The following is a 16727-nucleotide window of genomic DNA, read 5'->3' on the forward strand; positions in this document are numbered from 1 at the left end:
GTGGGCTCAGAACCCCTCGACGGCGGGTACCAGCTCCGCGTCGACCACGATCGGGGCGTGATCGGAGGGGCCCTTGCCCTTGCGGGCCTCCCGGTCCACGTACGCCGAGCGGACCGCCCGGGCGAACGGCGCGGACGCGTACACCAGGTCGATCCGCATGCCCTTGTTCTGGTGGAACATCCCGGCGCGGTAGTCCCAGTACGTGAACGGGTGCGGCCCCTTCATGGGGGTGGGCACCACGTCGGTGAGCCCCAGGTCGCGCAGCGCGGCGAGGGCCGCCCGCTCGGCCGGGGTGACGTGGGTCGAGTGGGTAAAGACCGCCGGGTCCCAGACGTCCGCGTCGGTCGGGGCGACGTTGAAGTCGCCGCAGACGGCCAGCGGGCGCCCGCCGGCCAGTTCCGCGTCCAGCGCGTCGCGCAGCGCGGCGAACCAGGCCAGCTTGTACGCGTAGTGCGGGTCGTCCGGCGCCCGGCCGTTGGGCACGTACACCGACCAGACCCGCACCCCGTCGCAGGTGGCCGAGATGGCCCGGGCCTCCGGCTCGGGAAAGCCGGGCTCGGCGGGGAAGCCGACCGCGACGTCGGTCAGGCCGACCCGGGACAGGATCGCCACCCCGTTCCACCGGCCGTCGCTGTGGCTGGCCACGGTGTAGCCCAGCTCGCCCACCTCGGCCACCGGGAAGGCGCCGTCCGGGCACTTGGTCTCCTGCAGGCAGACCACATCCGGCCCGGTGCCGGCCAGCCACTCCAGCAGCCGGGGCAGCCGGGCCTTCACCGAGTTCACGTTCCAGGTCGCCAGACGCATGTCCCCAGCCTGCCGCATCCGTCGCTCGGACGCCGGGTCAGCGGCCGGGGTGTCGCGCCGACCCGGCCGTCCCCGGTGGCCGCGGCCGGGCCGGCGTGGTCAGCTCCCGGGCGTGTCGCCGGGGCGGGTCTGTTCGGCCAGGAACCGCTCCAGCTCCGCGCCCAGCTCGTCGGCGGTCGGCAGCGGGCCGGTCTCCGGGGCGAGCAGGCTCTTCTCGCCGCGACCCCGGGCGAACGCGTCGTACTGCTCCTCCAGAGCCTGGACCAGCGCGGCGGCGTCCTCGGTCTGGGCGACCTGCCGGTCGATCTCCACCCGGACCACCTCGGCGGCGGAGCGCAGCCCGTCGCTGGGCAGCAGCAGCCCGGTGCTGCGGGACACCGAGGCGAGCAGCACCTCGGCGGCGGCCGGGTACTCGGTCTGCGCCACGTAGTGCGGCACGTGGGCGGCGAAACCGAGCGCGTCGCGGCCCTGCTCGCCGAGGCGGTACTCCAGCAGGTGGCCGACGCTGCCCGGCACCTGCACCCGCTGCAACCAGGGCTCGTACCCCGCGATGAGCTCGCGCCGGGTGGCGTGCGCGGTCACTCCGGTGGGCCGGGTGTGCGGCACCGCCATCGGGATCGAGTTGAGCCCCACGGTGAGCCGGACGTCCAGCCGCGCGGCGAGCCCGGCGACCGCAGCCGTGAACCGCTCCCACTGCAGGTCCGGCTCGGGGCCGGTGAGCAGCAGGAACGGTGTCTCGTCGTCGTCGTGCAGCAGGTGCAGCTCGAGCTTCGGCGCGTCGAAGCTCTCCCAGTGGTCCTCGACGAAGGTCATCACCGGCCGCCGGGAGCGGTAGTCGAAGAGCTGGTCGACGTCGAAGGTGGCGATCGGCCGTGCCTCCAGCGAGGTGAGCAGCTGTTCGCGCGCGAGCCGGCTGGCGTTGCCGGCGTCCACGAACCCGGTGAGGGCCTGGATCAGGACCGGTTGCCCGAGGTCGGGCAGATCGTCGGTGAGCTGGTAGAGCTCGTGTGGGTCGAGCACCGGTGCGGACCTCCCTGGAATGTGCCTACGGGTTGCCGACACGACGGACGGCACCCGTTCGGGCAACGTACCCGCCATCCTCGTGCATTCCTGCGGCGGCCGATCCGCCGCCCGGCGGGCGCGGCGGGTCGGACGAATGCCTCGAATCCCTCGATCCGGCCGGCCCGGCACTCCGTTCGGGGGAGGGTCGGATCGGCCGGACGGGTGAGTTTGGCGATCATGGACCTCGCTGGGGCGCGATGCCCCGTCCTGCCGCCACTGCGGTCGCCCCGCGTGCCCGATCCCATTTTTCCGGTACGTGAGGTGTGTTCCCCGGGCGGGTCGACCCGCCCCGCTCGTCCACCACCGCACCCCCGAGGTGTGGCCGACGCCACATGATCACCGTGGGTAATCGCCGCGGGCATCTGCCTAGCCTCGGCTGATGCGTGACGACGGCACCCTCGATGACCCGTACGCCCCGAGTGAACCCACAACCCGTACGGAGGATGGCACCTCAACCGAACGGACAACCACCCCGCGCCGCCTCCGGGCGTACGCGACGGAGCTGGTGGGCGGCGCCGGCCGCGCCCGGGTGGCCCTCGCCACCGGCGTGGTGTGCTGCCTCGGCCTGACGGCCTTCGCGCAGGTCCACTCGGCGAACGCCGGTGCCCGGGTACACCCGGTGGCCGCCGGCGCGGAGCTGGCCCAGCGCACCGAGCAGCAGACCGCGTCCCGCGGCCACGACCGCGGCCACGACCGCACCGCCCCCACGGCGACCGCCGCTGTCTCCGCCACGGCGACCCCCGCCGACCCGGACACCACTCCGCGCGCCCGCAAGGTCACCCCGACTCGGCCGAGCGCCCCGGCCCCCGTGGCCGGGCTGGACCGGACACAGATGCGGAACGCCGAGGCGATCGTGCGGGCCGGCCGCGAGATGGGCGTGCCCCGCCGCGCGCTGGTCATCGCCGTCGCCACCGCGATGCAGGAGAGCAACCTCTACAACGTCGCCAGCGGCGTGCTGCCCGAGTCGATGGACCACCCGCACCAGGGCGTCGGCTGGGACCACGACTCGGTCGGGCTGTTCCAGCAGCGGTCCAGCAGCGGCTGGGGCCCGGTGGGCGACCTGATGGACCCGGAGTTCGCCACCCGGCAGTTCCTCACCGCCCTCGAGCAGGTGCCCGGCTGGCAGCAGATGCGGCTCACCGACGCCGCGCAGGCGGTGCAGGTCTCCGCGTACCCCGAGTACTACCAGCAGCACGAATGGCGGGCCACCAGGGTCGTCGACGCCATCGTGCCGAGCGAACGGTAACCTGCGACCACAGTGGACGGTAGGGGTTGCCGCTGGGTGATCCCGGGTACATCCCTTGCGAGTTCGGGGTACACATGACGCAGGGATCACCGACCGGAGGACGCCATGTCACTGATGCAGCGGATCACCACCTTCCTCAGATCACCGAAGGGGCAGCAGTTGGTCGACAAGGGTCGGCGCGAGCTGGCCAAGCCCGAGAATCAGCAGAGGCTCAAGGGTCTGGCGGGCCGGCTGTCCAACCGCCGCCGCTGACCGTTGCGCCGGCCGTCCTGCCCGCCGTGCCGACCCCCTCGGGAGACCCGGTGACCGATTCCCCACCCGCCAACGGCCAGTCCGGTCCGCCCGCCCCCCAGCCGGCCGCGGAGCTGCCCGCCCCACCGCCGGAGGTTCCGGAAGGGCCGCCGGCCCGGCTCTGGGACCGGATGCGTGACGATCCGCAGTACGCCCCGGAGCACCTCGCCCTGGAGGCGGTACGCCGGCTCGGTCCGGAGGCCGCGCAGTGGGCGCGGCGGGCCCGGGCCGAGCAGCCCGGCGTCTCCGCCGACGCGCTGGCCGACCAGGTGGTACGCCGGTTCGTCAACCGCGCCCGCCTGTCCGGGGCGGTCTCCGGCGCGGCCGGCCTGCCCGGCGCGGTGCTCGACGTGGGCGTGCTCGCCTGGACACAGGCGCGGATGGTGCTGCACATCGCCGCCGTGTACGACGTCGACCCGCTGCACACCGACCGGGCCACCGACCTGCTGGTGCTCCAGCGGGTGCACAAGGTCGCCGAGAGCGCCCGGCTGGCGCTCGGGGTGGCCGCGGGCCGGGAGCGCGCCGACGCGTTGTTCGGCGTCGGTGGGCAGCGCCCGATCGGCAAGGTGATGCTGCGCCTCGGTGTCCGGCTGGCACAGATGGCCGGCGTCCGGGCGGCCAAGCGGGTGGCCGCCAAGATCGTGCCCGGCGCGGCGATCGTGCTCGGCACCTGGGCCAACTCCTCGGCCACCAAGGACCTCGCCGAGCGGTCCCGGGCGCTCTACCGCCCGCGGGGCACCGTCGTGCCGGAGCCCCGCCACTGGTGAGCGCGGGGCGGCCCGCTGGCGTGTACGCTCAGTCGGCCAGGCCGGAGGAGCGCCAGGTCACCTCGGCCAGCCGGCCCTGCCCCGCGGCGTTGGGGTGGAACCAGTCCAGCGGATTCACCAGGTCCAGGGTGAACCGCACCTTGTGCACCGCGCCGCCGTCGTGCCGGCAGCGCGAGCCGTACGCCCGGCAGGCGGCCACCAACTGCGCGTTGTACGCGTCGATGCGGTCCCGCACGGCGGCCCGGCGGGCCCGGTCGGCGGGCGCCGTGGAGGTCGGCTCGGCCAGCAGCGCCGGGCAGACCCCCCGCCGCCAGGCGCGCACCGCACGCGGGTCGCCGTGCCCGACCTCCCAGAGCCGGTAGAGGTCCGGAATGCTCACCACCAGCACCCGGGCCTTCGGCCGGCCGGTCCGCAGCGCCCGCAGGCCCCGGTCGATGTCGGCCCGGAACTCGGCCACCGGCGTCATTGCGTCCACCCCGCCCCGGCAGACGTCGTTGGCCCCGATCAGCACGGTGACGTAGTCGACGCGGTCGCGTACCGCCGCCCGGGCCTGGCCGGCCAGGGCGTCGGCGCGGGCGCCCGGCCGGGCGTGGTTGTGGGTCCGCCCCCGGATGGCCGGATCCTGGTCGAGCAGGCGCCGGTAGTGGCTGCGCACCCGCATGCCGTCGCAGGTCGACCAGGAGTTGCGCTCGCAGGAGGTGAGCACCAGGCAGGAGGCGAAGCCGGTGCTGATCGAGTCGCCGAGCGCCGCGATGCCGCCCGGGCCGCCGGGCTGGGCGCTGCGGGACGGGCGGGGAGTCGCCGACGTGCCCCCCTCGCAGGCGAGCGCGACCAGCGCGGCGAGGCAGGCCACGGCGGCGACCCAGCGTCGAGGCATGATTCCCCCCGTCTTGCAGCACAGAGCAACGGCGTGGTAACTCTATGCGCAGGACGCGGCCGGTCGGAGAGTCGCTGTCGGCTATGCGGCAGAGCACCACCGCCGGCGCCTCCGAGGTGCTATGAGCTGCGCCAGGGAGCCGTCTGGCCGTGCAGCCACCAATGCAGCGCCCGGGTGATCCGCGGCAGCACCAGGTAGGTCATCAGCGGGGTCAGGCAGAGTGTCATCAGCAGCACCCGGGCCGCCAGCGGCACCTCGGCGAGGAACCGGCTCGTCAGCAGGGTGGCGGTGAGGCTCAGCGGAAAGAACGCCAGCCAGATCGTCACCGCCTGCTTCCAGCGCGGCGGCGACGCCGGCGCGATCGGCTCGACCGGGTCCACCCAGTGCTCCACCGGCGGGTCGAACCAACCCTCGATCCCGGTACGCCGCTCGACCCGGGCGTGCTCGACGATGCCCTGCGCCGAGCTGAGCCACCAGTGCCGCTGCGGCGACTCCTCCCAGCGGTGCAGCGTCTCGGCGTCGGCGAAGCGGTAGAGCATGTGCCACTCCGAGGAGCCCGGGCCGCTCTGCACCCAGCCGGCGCCGAGGAACCCTGGAAACGCCTCGGCCAGCGCGGTGCCGGCCCGCATCCAGGCCACCATCTCGCTGGCCCGGGCCGGATCGGCGCGTCGGGCGATGGCGACGGTCACCGGCACCGCGTGGGTCGTGGTCATGGGCCCATCCTCCGGGCGGGGATCGATCCTGGCGAACGGATGTAACCGAGCCCACCGGAGCGGCCCGCTGGCCGGTTAACGCCGCCGATCGGGGGTAGGTCGGGAACATGACGAGATCGCAGCCCCGGCGCGCCCGTGGCACGGTCGGGCACGCGTACAGCGCGTTGAACCTCCGGCTCGCCCTCGCCGCGTTCGGGCTGGTGATCATGGTGCTCTTCGCGGTGCTGGCGTTCCGGGCCGACGTGATCGTGCTCGGCGTACTGTGCGTGATCTTCGCGGTGGTCGCCGTGGTCGACCTGGTCATCATCCAGCGCCGCCGCGCCGCGCGCCGGCGCGAGGAGCCCGGCGTACGGCACTCACTGTTCGAGTGACTGGAGGACGAGATGCCCATCGCCACCACCAACCCCGCCACCGGACAGGTGCTCAAGACGTTCGAAGCGATGTCCACCGAGCAGCTCGACGCGGCCATCGAGCGCACCGACCTGGCGTACCAGCAGCTGCGCGGCACCACGGTCGACCAGCGCGGCCGGTGGCTGACCGCGGCGGCCGACCTGCTGGAGGCCGAGCGTGACGAGATCGCCCGGATCATGACCACCGAGATGGGCAAGACGTACGCGTCGGCGAAGGCCGAGGTGACCAAGTGCGCCGCAGCCTGCCGCTTCTACGCCGCCAAGGCACCGACCTTCCTCGCCGACGAGCCGGCCGACGCCGGGGCGGTCAAGGCCACCCGGGCGTTCGTCCGCTACCAGCCGATCGGGCCGGTGCTCGCGGTGATGCCGTGGAACTTCCCGCTCTGGCAGGTGATGCGCTTCGCCGCGCCGGCCCTGATGGCCGGCAACACCGGCCTGCTCAAGCACGCCTCGAACGTGCCGCAGACCGCGCTGCTCATGGAGGACGTGTTCCGCCGCGCCGGCTTCCCGGAGGGGGCGTTCACCACCCTGCTGGTCGGATCCGAGGCGGTCGAGAAGATCCTCAGCGACCCCCGGGTACGCGCCGCCACGCTCACCGGCAGTGAGGGGGCCGGCCGCTCCATCGCCCAGATCGCCGGTCGGGAGCTGAAGAAGACCGTGCTGGAGCTGGGCGGCAGCGACCCGTTCGTGGTGATGCCCTCGGCCGACCTGGACCGGGCCGCCGAGGTGGCCACCACCGCCCGCTGCCAGAACAACGGCCAGTCGTGCATCGCCGCGAAGCGGTTCATCGTGCACACCGACGTCTTCGACGCCTTCGCCGAGAAGTTCGCCGCCAACATGTCCGCGCTGCGGGTCGGCGACCCGATGGACGACGACACCGACGTCGGCCCGCTGGCCAGCGAGCGTGGCCGCGACGAGATCCACGCCCAGGTACGCGACGCGGTCGAGCAGGGCGCCACCGTGCTCTGCGGCGGCGAACTGCCGGCCGGCGCCGGCTGGTACTACCCGCCGACCGTGGTCACCGATCTCACCCCGCAGATGCGGATGTGGGCCGAGGAGGTCTTCGGCCCGGTCGCCGGCCTCTACCGGGTCTCCTCGTACGAGGAGGCGATCGAGGTGGCCAACGGGACCGCGTTCGGCCTCGGCTCGAACGCCTGGACCAGCGACCCGGCCGAGCAGGAGCGCTTCACCGTCGACCTGGACGCCGGCAACGTCTTCATCAACGGCATGACCACCTCCTATCCGGATCTGCCGTTCGGCGGGGTGAAGAACTCCGGCTACGGGCGGGAGCTGTCCGCGCTGGGCATGCGGGAGTTCTGCAACACCAAGACGGTCTGGGTGGGCGAGGGGGCCGCCTCGGCCGGCGCCGGGGCGCACGCGGAGTAGCCGGACGCCGTCCTGGGTAGGAACTGCGCTCATGACGGTGTTCGGCTTCCACGCGTCCCACGAACAGGTCCACCCCCGCGCCCTGCTGGAGGCGGTGATCCACGCCGAGCGGGCCGGCTTCGGCGCCGCCATGTGCTCCGACCACTTCTCCCCGTGGAGCGCCCGGCAGGGCGAGTCCGGCTTCGCCTGGTCCTGGCTGGGCGCCGCGCTCCAGGCCACCGGCCTGTCGTACGGAGTGGTCAACGCGCCCGGCCAGCGCTACCACCCGGCGATCATCGCGCAGGCGATCGGCACCCTGGGCGCGATGTACCCGGGGCGGTTCTGGGCGGCGCTGGGCACCGGCGAGGCCAGCAACGAGCACATCACCGGCGACGGCTGGCCGCGCAAGGACGTGCGGAACGCCCGACTGCGCGAGTGCGTGGACGTCATCCGGGCGCTGCTGGCCGGCGAGGAGGTCAGCCACGACGGGCTGGTGCGGGTGGACCGGGCCCGGCTGTGGACCCGACCCGAGCAGCCGCCGGCGCTCGTCGGCGCCGCGGTCAGCGTGGCCACCGCCCGCTGGTGCGCCGAGTGGGCGGACGGCCTGATCACCGTGAACGCCCCGGTCGAGCACCTGCGGCAGATGATCGACGCGTACCGGGACGCGGGCGGGCGCGGTCCGCTGCACCTCCAGGTGCACCTGAGCTGGGCGCCGGAGCAGGCCGAGGCCGAGGCGATCGCGTACGAGCAGTGGCGCAGCAACGTCTTCGCCCCGCCCATCTGCTGGGACCTGGAGACCGCGGAACACTTCGACGCGGTCTCCGCGGACGTGCCACCGGCGCGGGTCGCCGAGGTGGTCAACATCTCGGCCGACCTCGGCCGGCACGTCGGGTGGCTGGAGGAGTACGTGGCTCTCGGGTTCGACCAGATCGCCCTGCACCACGTGGGGCGGCAGCAGCGCGGGTTCATCGACGCGTTCGGCGCGGAAGTGCTGCCGAAGCTGCGTCCGACGGGCTGATCGCGCCGCCCCCTAGGCTCGTACCTCATGGAAAGCCTCTTCCCGGTCGTCGTCTTCCTGGCGATCGCCACCTTCGGCGCGGCGCTGGCCCGCAGGCTGGGTCTGCTCGCGCCGATCCTGCTGGTCGTGCTCGGCCTGGCGCTCTCCTTCGTGCCGGGCTTCCCGCAGGTCGAGCTCGATCCGGAGCTGGTGCTGATCGGCATCCTGCCGCCGCTGCTCTACGTCGCCGCGCTGGAGACCTCGGTGCCGGCGTTCAAGAACAACATCCGGCCGATCCTGCTGCTCGCCGTCGGCCTGGTGCTGTTCACCGCGTTCGTGGTCGGGCTGGTGGTGCACCTGCTGCTGCCGGCGGTGCCGTTCGCTGTCTGCCTGGCCCTCGGCGCCGTGGTGGCGCCCCCGGACGCGGTGGCCGCCACCGCGGTCGCCCGGCGGGTCGGACTGCCCCGCCGGGTGGTCACCATCCTGGAGGGCGAGAGCCTGATCAACGACGCCACCGCGCTGGTGCTGCTGCGGGTGGCGACGCTGGCCACGATCGGCTCGGCGGTCGGCACCACCGAGGTGGCGATCGAGGTGCTCCGGGCCACCGGCGGCGGCATCCTGATCGGGGCGATCGGCGCGCTGATCTTCGGCTTCCTGCACCGGCGGATCAACGACCCGCTGCTGGACAACGCGCTGTCGCTGATCATCCCGTTCGCGGTGGTGTTCGCCGCCGAGGAGGTGCACGCCTCCGGCGTGGTCGCCGTGGTGGTCACCGGGCTGGCCCTGGGCCACAAGCTGCCCCGGCTGATGTCGGCGGCCTCCCGGCTCCAGGTCGGCGCGTTCTGGCGGCTGGCTCGCTTCCTGCTGGAGGGGCTGGTGTTCCTGCTGGTCGGGCTCCAACTGCCGGAGGTGCTGCGCGACCTCGACGAACCGCTCGGCTCGCTCACCACGGTCACCCTCGCGGTGCTCGCCGCCGTCATCCTCACCCGGTTCGTCTGGGTCTTCCCGGCCACCTACCTCGCCCGGCTGGTGCCCCGGATCCGCCATCGCGACCCCGCCCCGTCGGCGAAGTTCCCGGTCGTGATCGGCTGGGCCGGCATGCGCGGCGTGGTCACCCTCGCGGCCGCGTTGGCCCTGCCGCTGACCCTGGCCGACAACGCGCCGTACCCGCGGGCGCTGTTCATCTGGCTGGCGTTCGCGGTGATCGTGGTGACGCTGGTCGGCCAGGGAGCCACCCTGCCGTTCGTCGCCCGTCGGCTCCGGCTGCCGCCCGACGACCCGGTACAGGACGCGCTCTCCGCCGCTGGCGTGCAGCAGCAGGCCAGCCGGGCCGCCCGGGACCGCCTCGACAAGCTGGCCGACAGCGCCCCGGCGGCGGTGGTGGACCGACTGCGCCGGGTGCTGGACGACCGCACCAACCTGGCCTGGGAACGGCTCGGCGGCACCGGGCGGGAAACCCCCTCGCAGGCGTACGGTCGGCTGCGGCAGGAGATGATCGACGCTGAGCGGGAGGTGTTCCGGGCCGCCCGGGACGCCGGCCGTATTCCGGAGGAGGTGCTGGTGCGGGCCTATCGTGATCTGGACCTGGAAGAGTCGTTGCTGCACCAGGAGGTGGAGAAGTGAGCTGTACGCACCTCACCGAGGCCGGCGCCGCCGAGCCCAGCACCACCGACGAGTGCCCCGACTGCGTCGCCATCGGCGACGCCAACTGGGTGCACCTGCGCGCCTGCCTGACCTGCGGGCACGTCGGCTGCTGCGACTCGTCGCCGAACCAGCACGCCACCAGGCACTTCCAGTCCGTCGGCCACCCGGTGATGCGCTCGGTGGAGCCGGGCGAGGCGTGGCGCTGGTGCTTCATCGACGAGGAGATCGGCTGAGCGGCCCTACCGCCACGAGATCGGCGGTCAGTCGAGCCGCCGGACGAGGAGCTGGCCGGGCCACGGCTCGCGTCCCGGGCGCGTGACGGTGAACGGGTCGGTGGCGGTGAAGCCGCAGCCCTCGTAGAAGCGGACCAGCGCCCGGTCATCGCCGCCGTAGCAGTCCACCCGCAGCAGCCCCAGCCCGCGCGCCCGGGCCAGCTCCGCGGCGTGGTCCAGCAGCCGCGCCCCGATCCCCAGGCCGGCATGCGCCCGATCGGTGACCAGCAGCCGCACGTAGAGCTCCGGCTCGGTGGCCGGTGGAACGTCCTCGGTGGCGGCGCCGACGACCAGCGCGCCGACCGGAGCATTGCCGAGCATCGCCAGGTACAGGCCGCCGCCGGACGCCCAGGCGTCGGCCTGGGCGATCCGGCGCGGATCGGTCGACGCGGGCTGGGTGCCCCACTGGCCGGTCCGGCCGCGCGCCACCAGCCAGGCGGTCGCGCCGTCGAGCAGCCGCAGCACGGTGCCGGCGTCGTCCGGCCCACCGGGATGGACGTCGATGGTCTGCCTCTCGGTCATGCCGGCCATGCTGCTACAGCGGTTCCCCGCCGACGGGCACCCGGACCACGCCCGCCGTGTCGGCTGCCGGACGGGTGGCCAGCGCCCATCGGACCAGGGCGGGGCTGGCCAGGCCCACTCCGGTGAAGAGCCCGGCGACGGCCAGCCAGCCGGGCACCCCACCGTGGAGGACCACCAGCGTCAGCAGCGCCGGGCCGACCGCCCGGGCCAGACCGGCCAACATCCCGTCCGCCCCCTGGTACGCACCGACCGCGTCCGGCGGCGACAGATCGTAGGCCAACCCCGCCCCGGCGGTGCCGTGCCACAGGTCGCCGACGGTGAAGACGACGGTCGCGACCAGCAAGAACGCGATCGCTCCGGCGGTGGGCAGGCCGGCCGTGGCCGAGTACAGCAGCATCGCAGCAGCCAGCACCAGGCCCGCCCGGCGCAGCTGCCGGGCCGCTGGGGCGGCGGTGTCCGCGCCCCGGCTCAGGCGCACCGCCAGCAGGACGGTGAGCGCCGTGTTGGTCAGCAGCACCGCCGACACGACGGGCGGGGGCGCCCCGACAATGGTCACCGCCCAGAGCGGCACGACCAGCGTGAGCACCGTCTGATGCAGGCCGAGCACCGCCGACGCGGCGCTCACCGCGAGGAAACGACCGTCGCGCAGCGCCCGCACCCGGGGTGTGGCGGAGGCCGTCGAAGGCCGCCGCACCGGCGGGTAGGCCGGCAGCCGCAGCAGCAGCGCCGCCGACACCAGATAGGTGGCCGCGTTGCCGGCCACCAGGATCTGGTACGCCAGGTGCGTGTCGGCGGCCAGCGCGAACCCGCCCAGCCCAGCCCCGACCGCGATGCCCAGGTTCGCCACCGCCCGCAGCGTGGCGAAGGCGCGCACCCGTCCCTGCGGGCCGGCGACGGCGGCGACCAGCGCGGCGCGAACCGCCAGGTTGCCGGAGGCCAGCAGCAGTTCGAGCACCGCGACGATCAGGAAGACCGGGAACGAGCCGACCAGCAGGTACGCCGCGGCGACCGCCGCCTGACCCAGTTGCAGGACCGCGCGCAGCGTACGCGGATCACGCCGGTCCGCGAGGCCGCCGAGCGGCACGCTGGCGGTCAACCCGACCAGCCCGGCGACGCTGAGCCCGGTGCCCACCTGGACCGCGGAGAGCCCCACGTCCCGGGTGAGGTAGAGGGCCGCCCCGGTCAGCCACAGCCCCGACCCGACGGTGTTGGCCAGGGTGGCGAGGGAGAGGGTGCGCAGCCGCCCCGGCGGCGGCAGCGGCGAACAGCCCCGCATCAGCGCGAGGTAGGCACGGCCGCGGAGACCGCGGTGATCAGCTCGGCGACCCGGTCGCCCCAGTGGGAGGCGAGGTGGCGCTCCATGTCGTCGATGCCCTCGGTCGCCCGCTCGACCTGCCGGGCGACGGCGACGCGCACCGCGTCCAGGTCGAGGGCCACGTCCCCGTTGACGGTCATGCTGCCGACGTTAGGCAGGCCGGGTGGGGATGGCAGCCCCGAACGACGCGAGGCCGGTCACAGTGGACGTGCGAAGTCGTCCCGCGTCGGGTACGCGCGGGCCTCGCCGGACGGCGTGCAGGGGTCAGGGCATGCCGCCGGAGTCGCTGGTGACGCCCGCGCTGCTGGCCTGGCCGTCGTCCCCGCCGTACCCCTTGCCGCGCATGCTGCCGCGGCGCCGGCGGCGCTGGTCGTGGCGGCTCCGCTGGATCGCCCGGCGGGCCCGGCGCATCGCCGCGTCGGGCTCGTCGACCGGGGTACGACGCCGTCGCAGCACGACGACCAGCAACGCGGCCACCGACAGGGCAGCCGCTCCGATGAGGATCCACGCCCGTCCATCCATGTCCGCGATGGTAGGTGCGCCGCTCCAGCCGCCGTGGCGCTCGGCGCGGGTGCCGCCGGTGGACTCCTCAGGAGCGGGAGGCCACCGGCTCGACGACTATCGGTCAGGAGGCGGTGCAGGCTGCGCCGTTGACTGTGACCAGGCCCGGATCGGGGTTGGCCCCGCCGGCGGTGGTCGCGTTGAAGCCGAACGTCACCGTGCCACCCGGCTCGATCCTCGCGTTGTACGACTCGTTGCGCGCGGTGACCGTCGCGCCGGACTGGCTGACCTTTGCCAGCCACGCCTCGCGGACCTTCTGGTCGCCGGTGAAGGCGAACCGGGCGGTCCATCCGCTGACGGTGGTGGCACCGGTGTTGCGGATGGTCAGCATGACTGGGAGCGCTCCCGGTATTGGTTCGATGTTTCCAGCGTCACTGCGTCGTGTCAATCGATCCGACTGGATGGGATCTGGTGCGGGACGAGGGCGGTCGCCGACGGCGGGCGACGCCTTCCGGCGGGACCGCCCGGGTCGCCCGGGGCGTGAGATTCGCCGCGCCACGCGCCGTCGTCCTGATCTCCTAGAGACAACTGCGCCCTTCGCCTGGCAGGCTGCCTCCCATGACCCTGAAGCTGCGTTCCGTGGGAACGAGCGACCGTGGGCTGATCCGTAGCGGTAACCAGGACGCCCTGCACGCCGGCACCTGGCTCGTCGCCGTCGCCGATGGCATGGGCGGGATGGCGGCGGGCGACCTGGCGAGCGCGCTCACCATCGACGCGGTCGCTCCGTTGGACGTGGAGACCCCGGAGGACGCGCTGGTGGCCGCGCTGCAGAGCGGCATCGAGCTGGCCACCGAGCGGATCCGCCAAGCGGTCGTCGAGGACCCCGAGCGGCAGGGCATGGGCACGACGTTGACCGCCCTGCTCTTCGCGCGTACCGGCACGTGCCTGGCGCTGGCCCACATCGGCGACTCCCGGGCCTACCTGTTCCGGGAGGGGGTGCTCAAGCAGATCACCCGCGACGACACCTTCGTGCAGATGCTCGTCGAGCAGGGTGTGATCACCGCCGACCAGGCCAGCAGCCACCCCCGGCGAGCCGTGGTGACCCAGGCGTTGCAGGGCGACGTTGTCTCCCCGTCGTACGCCACGATGGTGCCCCGGGCGGGCGACCGATGGCTGCTGTGCAGCGACGGACTCTCCAACGTGGTCCGTCCGGACACCCTCACCGAGGTGCTGGCCGGCTACCCGGACCGGGCGACGTGCGCGGCCAAGCTGATCGACCTGGCGCTGCACGCCGGCGGGCCGGACAACATCACGGTGGTCATCGCCGACGTGGTTGCGGAGTGACCGACGTTCAGCGTCGGCGCGGGCTGGCATGCCGGGTGGGCGGGGCGGTGCCCGGGTCCTCCGGCCACGGGTGCCGCGGGTAGCGCCCGCGCAGCTCCGAGCGCACCTGCGGGTAGCCCGAGCGCCAGAAGGACGCCAGGTCGGCGGTGACCGCGACCGGACGACCCGCGGGTGAGAGCAGGTGCAGCAGTACCGGCACCCGGCCGCCGCCGATCCGGGGCGCCTGCGGCCAGCCGAAGGTCTCCTGGAGCTTCACCGCCAGCACCGGCGCGTCCGGATCGGCGTAGTCCACCCGGATCCGCGAGCCGCTGGGCACGGTGATCCGCTCCGGGGCCAGCTCGTCCAGCCGGGCCGCCTGCGCCCACGGCAGCAGTCGGCGCAGCGCACCGGCCACGTCCACCCGGGCCAGGTCGGCACGGCGCCGGGCGGCGGACAGCTCCGGACCCAGCCAGGTCTCGGCGGCGGCGAGCAGCGCCTCGTCGCCGACGTCCGGCCAGTCGCCGCCGAGCTGGTGATGGCAGAACGCCAGTCGTTCGCGCAGCGCGCGGGCCGCCGGCGTCCAGCCCAGCAGCCCCAGCCCCTCGCGGTGCAGGCCGGTCAGCAGCGCAGCCGACACCTCGGCCGGGTCCGGGCGGTCCAGCCGGCGCTCCCGCAGCTCGATGGCGCCGAGCCGGACCACCTCGCGGGCCACCACGTCGCCGTCGGACCAGCCGACCTCCCGCTCGGTACGCAGCAGTAGGCCGGCCGCCTCCCGGGCGGTCGCCTCGTCCAGCGGCGTGGCCAGCCGGATCCGGGCCGCCGGAGCCCCGGGGGAGCGGTCCGCGACGGCCACCGCGAGCCAGCCGCTGCCGGTCAGCCCCGAACCGGCCGACAGCTCCGCGGCGGTCCCGCCCGTCATCAGGTACGCCGAGCCGCCCGGCCGCCGGACCCGGGCCAGCCGTTCCGGGTACGCCAGCCCGACCAGCAGGCCGGCGGCGAGGTCGTCACCGAGCGCGCCCGAGCCGGCGCGGTCCCCGTCCGCCCCGGCGGGCAGCGCCGCGCGCAGGCGGCGGACCTCGGTGCGCCAGCGGGCAGTGGCCCCCGGGTCCGTCCCGGCGCGTAGCCGCCGCCAGCCGGCGACCAGGTCGTCGCCCGGCCCGGTCACCGTGTTCTCGGCCAGCAGGGCCACCACCTCGGCGGCCCGGTCCGCGCCGACCCGCCCGGCCCCGTCGAGCAGTGCCCGGGCCAGCCGTGGGTGCGCCCCGGCGGCGGCGATCGCCCGTCCCCGCCCGGTGATCCGGCCGTCCGCGTCGACCGCGCCGAGGGTGCGCAGCGTGTCCCGCGCCACCGCGAGCGCGACCGCCGGGGGCGGGTCGGGCAGCGCCAGGCCGCTGCCGTCGGGCCGTCCCCAGGCCGCCAGCTCCAGCGCGAACCCGGTCAGGTCGGCGGTGGCGATCTCGGGCTCCGCCCGGGCGGGGAGCCGCTCGTGCGTAGCCGCCGACCAGCAGCGGTAGACGTACCCGGGAGCCTCCCGGCCGGCCCGGCCGGCCCGCTGGGTCGCGGCGGCCCGGGAGACCGACACGGTAACCAGCGCCCCGAGCCCGCGCGCCAGGTCGGTCCTGGGCACCCGGGACAGCCCGGCGTCCACCACCACCCGCACGCCCGGCACGGTGAGGCTGGTCTCGGCCAGCGCGGTGGCGAGCACCACCCGGCGGCGCGCGGCCGGCCGCAGCGCCGCGTCCTGCTCGGCGCCGCGCTGACGGCCGTGCAACGGCAGCAGCGCGACGGTGTCCCGCAGGTCGGCCAGCCGGCTGGCCACCGCGGCGATCTCACCGGCGCCGGGCAGGAAGACCAGCACGTCGCCGTCGCGTTCGCGCAGCGCCCGGCGGACGGTGGCGGCCACGTGGTCGAGCAGGGCCCGGTCCACCGGGCCGGCCCCCGGCGGGGCGACGGGTCGCGGCGGCGGCGTCCAGATCCGCTGCACCGGATGCAGCGCCGACTCCGCCCGCACGACCGGAGCCGGGTTGGTGCCACCGAGCAGCGCGGCGAACCGGTCCGTGTCCGGGGTGGCGGACATCGCCAGCAGCCAGAGGTCGGGACGCAGCGTGCCGCGCGCCTCGACCGCGAAGGCCAGCGCGAGGTCGGCGTCGAGTTGCCGCTCGTGGCACTCGTCGAGCAGGACCGCCGCGGTGCCGGGCAGCTCCGGGTCGTGGTGCAGCCGGCGTACCAGCAGCCCGGTGGTGACCACCTCGACCCGGGTGGCCGGCCCGACCCGACGCTCACCGCGCACGGCGTAGCCGACCCGTTCACCGACCCGCTCGCCCAGCAGTTCCGCCATCCTGCGGGCGGCGGCGCGCGCGGCCACCCGGCGGGGCTGTGCGATCACCACCCGGCCGGCGACCCGATCGGCCACGGCCAGCGGTGCCAGGGTCGTCTTGCCGGTGCCCGGCGGCGCCACCAGCACTCCGGCGCCGGCCGCGTCGAGCGCGGCGACCAGCGCCGGCAGCACCGGGCGGACCGGCAGGTCCAGAGCGACGTCGGAGAGCACGGCCCAGTCTCGCACCGGCGCCGGCCGGGCGGCCCGGCCGGCCCGGCGTGCGGAGCCCGGCCGGGACGGG

At 74.6% G+C, this 16727-nt stretch carries 19 protein-coding genes; 9 read left to right on the forward strand and 10 right to left on the reverse strand.

The annotated features are described in order from the left end of the window. Positions 1–6 precede the first annotated feature (6 nt). Both ACFOW4_RS02435 and ACFOW4_RS02440 read right to left on the reverse strand, forming a co-directional pair. Complete coding sequence (locus ACFOW4_RS02435) at positions 7–804, reverse strand: exodeoxyribonuclease III (protein WP_377524009.1); 798 nt, start codon at positions 802–804, stop codon at positions 7–9. A gap of 99 nt (positions 805–903) precedes the next feature. Further along, entirely contained in the window at positions 904–1824 is a 921-nt protein-coding gene (locus ACFOW4_RS02440) for a proteasome assembly chaperone family protein (protein ID WP_377524011.1), read from the reverse strand. Between the two features lie 421 nt (positions 1825–2245). Between ACFOW4_RS02440 and ACFOW4_RS02445 the strand changes: the two genes are divergently transcribed. The 3 genes from ACFOW4_RS02445 to ACFOW4_RS02455 all read left to right on the forward strand — a co-directional run bounded on the left by ACFOW4_RS02445 (position 2246) and on the right by ACFOW4_RS02455 (position 4170). Next, positions 2246–3112, forward strand: a complete 867-nt coding sequence (locus ACFOW4_RS02445; protein WP_377524013.1) for a peptidase M23 — start codon at positions 2246–2248, stop codon at positions 3110–3112. 105 nt (positions 3113–3217) lie between these two features. Beyond that, positions 3218–3364: a hypothetical protein gene (locus tag ACFOW4_RS02450; protein WP_377524015.1), complete on the forward strand. Its 147-nt coding sequence runs from the start codon at positions 3218–3220 to the stop codon at positions 3362–3364. 50 nt (positions 3365–3414) lie between these two features. Continuing rightward, complete coding sequence (locus tag ACFOW4_RS02455) at positions 3415–4170, forward strand: EcsC family protein (RefSeq protein WP_377524016.1); 756 nt, start codon at positions 3415–3417, stop codon at positions 4168–4170. Positions 4171–4198: 28 nt separating this feature from the next. Here ACFOW4_RS02455 and ACFOW4_RS02460 read toward each other — a convergent pair whose 3' ends face one another. Both ACFOW4_RS02460 and ACFOW4_RS02465 read right to left on the reverse strand, forming a co-directional pair. Further along, positions 4199–5047, reverse strand: coding sequence for a GDSL-type esterase/lipase family protein (locus ACFOW4_RS02460; RefSeq protein WP_377524018.1), 849 nt, complete (start codon positions 5045–5047; stop codon positions 4199–4201). Positions 5048–5166: 119 nt separating this feature from the next. Beyond that, positions 5167–5760, reverse strand: a complete 594-nt coding sequence (locus ACFOW4_RS02465; protein WP_377524020.1) for an antibiotic biosynthesis monooxygenase — start codon at positions 5758–5760, stop codon at positions 5167–5169. A 107-nt stretch (positions 5761–5867) separates the two neighbouring features. Here ACFOW4_RS02465 and ACFOW4_RS02470 point away from each other — a divergent pair, with 107 nt between their 5' ends. The 5 genes from ACFOW4_RS02470 to ACFOW4_RS02490 are packed head-to-tail and all read left to right on the forward strand — an operon-like array spanning position 5868 to position 10409. Next, a complete protein-coding gene (locus tag ACFOW4_RS02470; RefSeq protein ID WP_377524022.1) occupies positions 5868–6131 on the forward strand; it encodes a DUF6343 family protein in 264 nt (87 codons plus the stop codon). A gap of 12 nt (positions 6132–6143) precedes the next feature. Next, the gene (locus tag ACFOW4_RS02475; protein WP_377524023.1) at positions 6144–7556 is read left to right on the forward strand and encodes an NADP-dependent succinic semialdehyde dehydrogenase; all 1413 of its coding nucleotides are present in this window, start codon (positions 6144–6146) and stop codon (positions 7554–7556) included. Between the two features lie 31 nt (positions 7557–7587). Then, on the forward strand, positions 7588–8553 hold the full coding sequence (locus ACFOW4_RS02480; protein ID WP_377524026.1) for a TIGR03885 family FMN-dependent LLM class oxidoreductase: 966 nt from the start codon (positions 7588–7590) through the stop codon (positions 8551–8553). A gap of 27 nt (positions 8554–8580) precedes the next feature. Then, on the forward strand, positions 8581–10155 hold the full coding sequence (locus ACFOW4_RS02485; protein WP_377524028.1) for a Na+/H+ antiporter: 1575 nt from the start codon (positions 8581–8583) through the stop codon (positions 10153–10155). Continuing rightward, positions 10152–10409, forward strand: a complete 258-nt coding sequence (locus ACFOW4_RS02490) for a UBP-type zinc finger domain-containing protein (RefSeq protein WP_377524031.1) — start codon at positions 10152–10154, stop codon at positions 10407–10409. The genes ACFOW4_RS02485 and ACFOW4_RS02490 overlap by 4 nt, the downstream gene beginning before the upstream one ends. A 27-nt stretch (positions 10410–10436) precedes the next feature. On the opposite strand, the gene ACFOW4_RS02495 is transcribed toward ACFOW4_RS02490, so the two are convergent. From ACFOW4_RS02495 to ACFOW4_RS02515, 5 genes are all read right to left on the reverse strand, one after another. Continuing rightward, entirely contained in the window at positions 10437–10970 is a 534-nt protein-coding gene (locus tag ACFOW4_RS02495) for a GNAT family N-acetyltransferase (protein WP_377524033.1), read from the reverse strand. 13 nt (positions 10971–10983) lie between these two features. Then, entirely contained in the window at positions 10984–12246 is a 1263-nt protein-coding gene (locus tag ACFOW4_RS02500) for an MFS transporter (RefSeq protein ID WP_377524036.1), read from the reverse strand. Beyond that, a complete protein-coding gene (locus tag ACFOW4_RS02505) occupies positions 12246–12425 on the reverse strand; it encodes a hypothetical protein (RefSeq protein ID WP_377524037.1) in 180 nt (59 codons plus the stop codon). Before ACFOW4_RS02505 ends, ACFOW4_RS02500 begins: the two co-directional genes overlap by 1 nt. 124 nt (positions 12426–12549) lie before the next feature. Continuing rightward, on the reverse strand, positions 12550–12807 hold the full coding sequence (locus ACFOW4_RS02510; protein WP_377524039.1) for a hypothetical protein: 258 nt from the start codon (positions 12805–12807) through the stop codon (positions 12550–12552). A 103-nt stretch (positions 12808–12910) separates the two neighbouring features. Next, positions 12911–13177 (reverse strand): cellulose binding domain-containing protein, encoded by a 267-nt coding sequence (locus ACFOW4_RS02515; protein WP_377524040.1) that lies wholly within the window; start codon positions 13175–13177, stop codon positions 12911–12913. 227 nt (positions 13178–13404) lie between these two features. Between ACFOW4_RS02515 and ACFOW4_RS02520 the strand changes: the two genes are divergently transcribed. Next, positions 13405–14130 carry a PP2C family protein-serine/threonine phosphatase gene (locus ACFOW4_RS02520; RefSeq protein WP_377524042.1) on the forward strand — a complete coding sequence of 242 codons (726 nt, stop codon included), beginning with the start codon at positions 13405–13407 and terminating at the stop codon, positions 14128–14130. A 7-nt stretch (positions 14131–14137) separates the two neighbouring features. On the opposite strand, the gene hrpB is transcribed toward ACFOW4_RS02520, so the two are convergent. Further along, positions 14138–16657 (reverse strand): ATP-dependent helicase HrpB, encoded by a 2520-nt coding sequence (gene hrpB / locus ACFOW4_RS02525; RefSeq protein WP_377524065.1) that lies wholly within the window; start codon positions 16655–16657, stop codon positions 14138–14140. Positions 16658–16727 lie beyond the last annotated feature (70 nt).

It is taken from the genome of Micromonospora sp. GCM10011542 (assembly GCF_042650685.1).
GTDB lineage: Bacteria > Actinomycetota > Actinomycetes > Mycobacteriales > Micromonosporaceae > Micromonospora.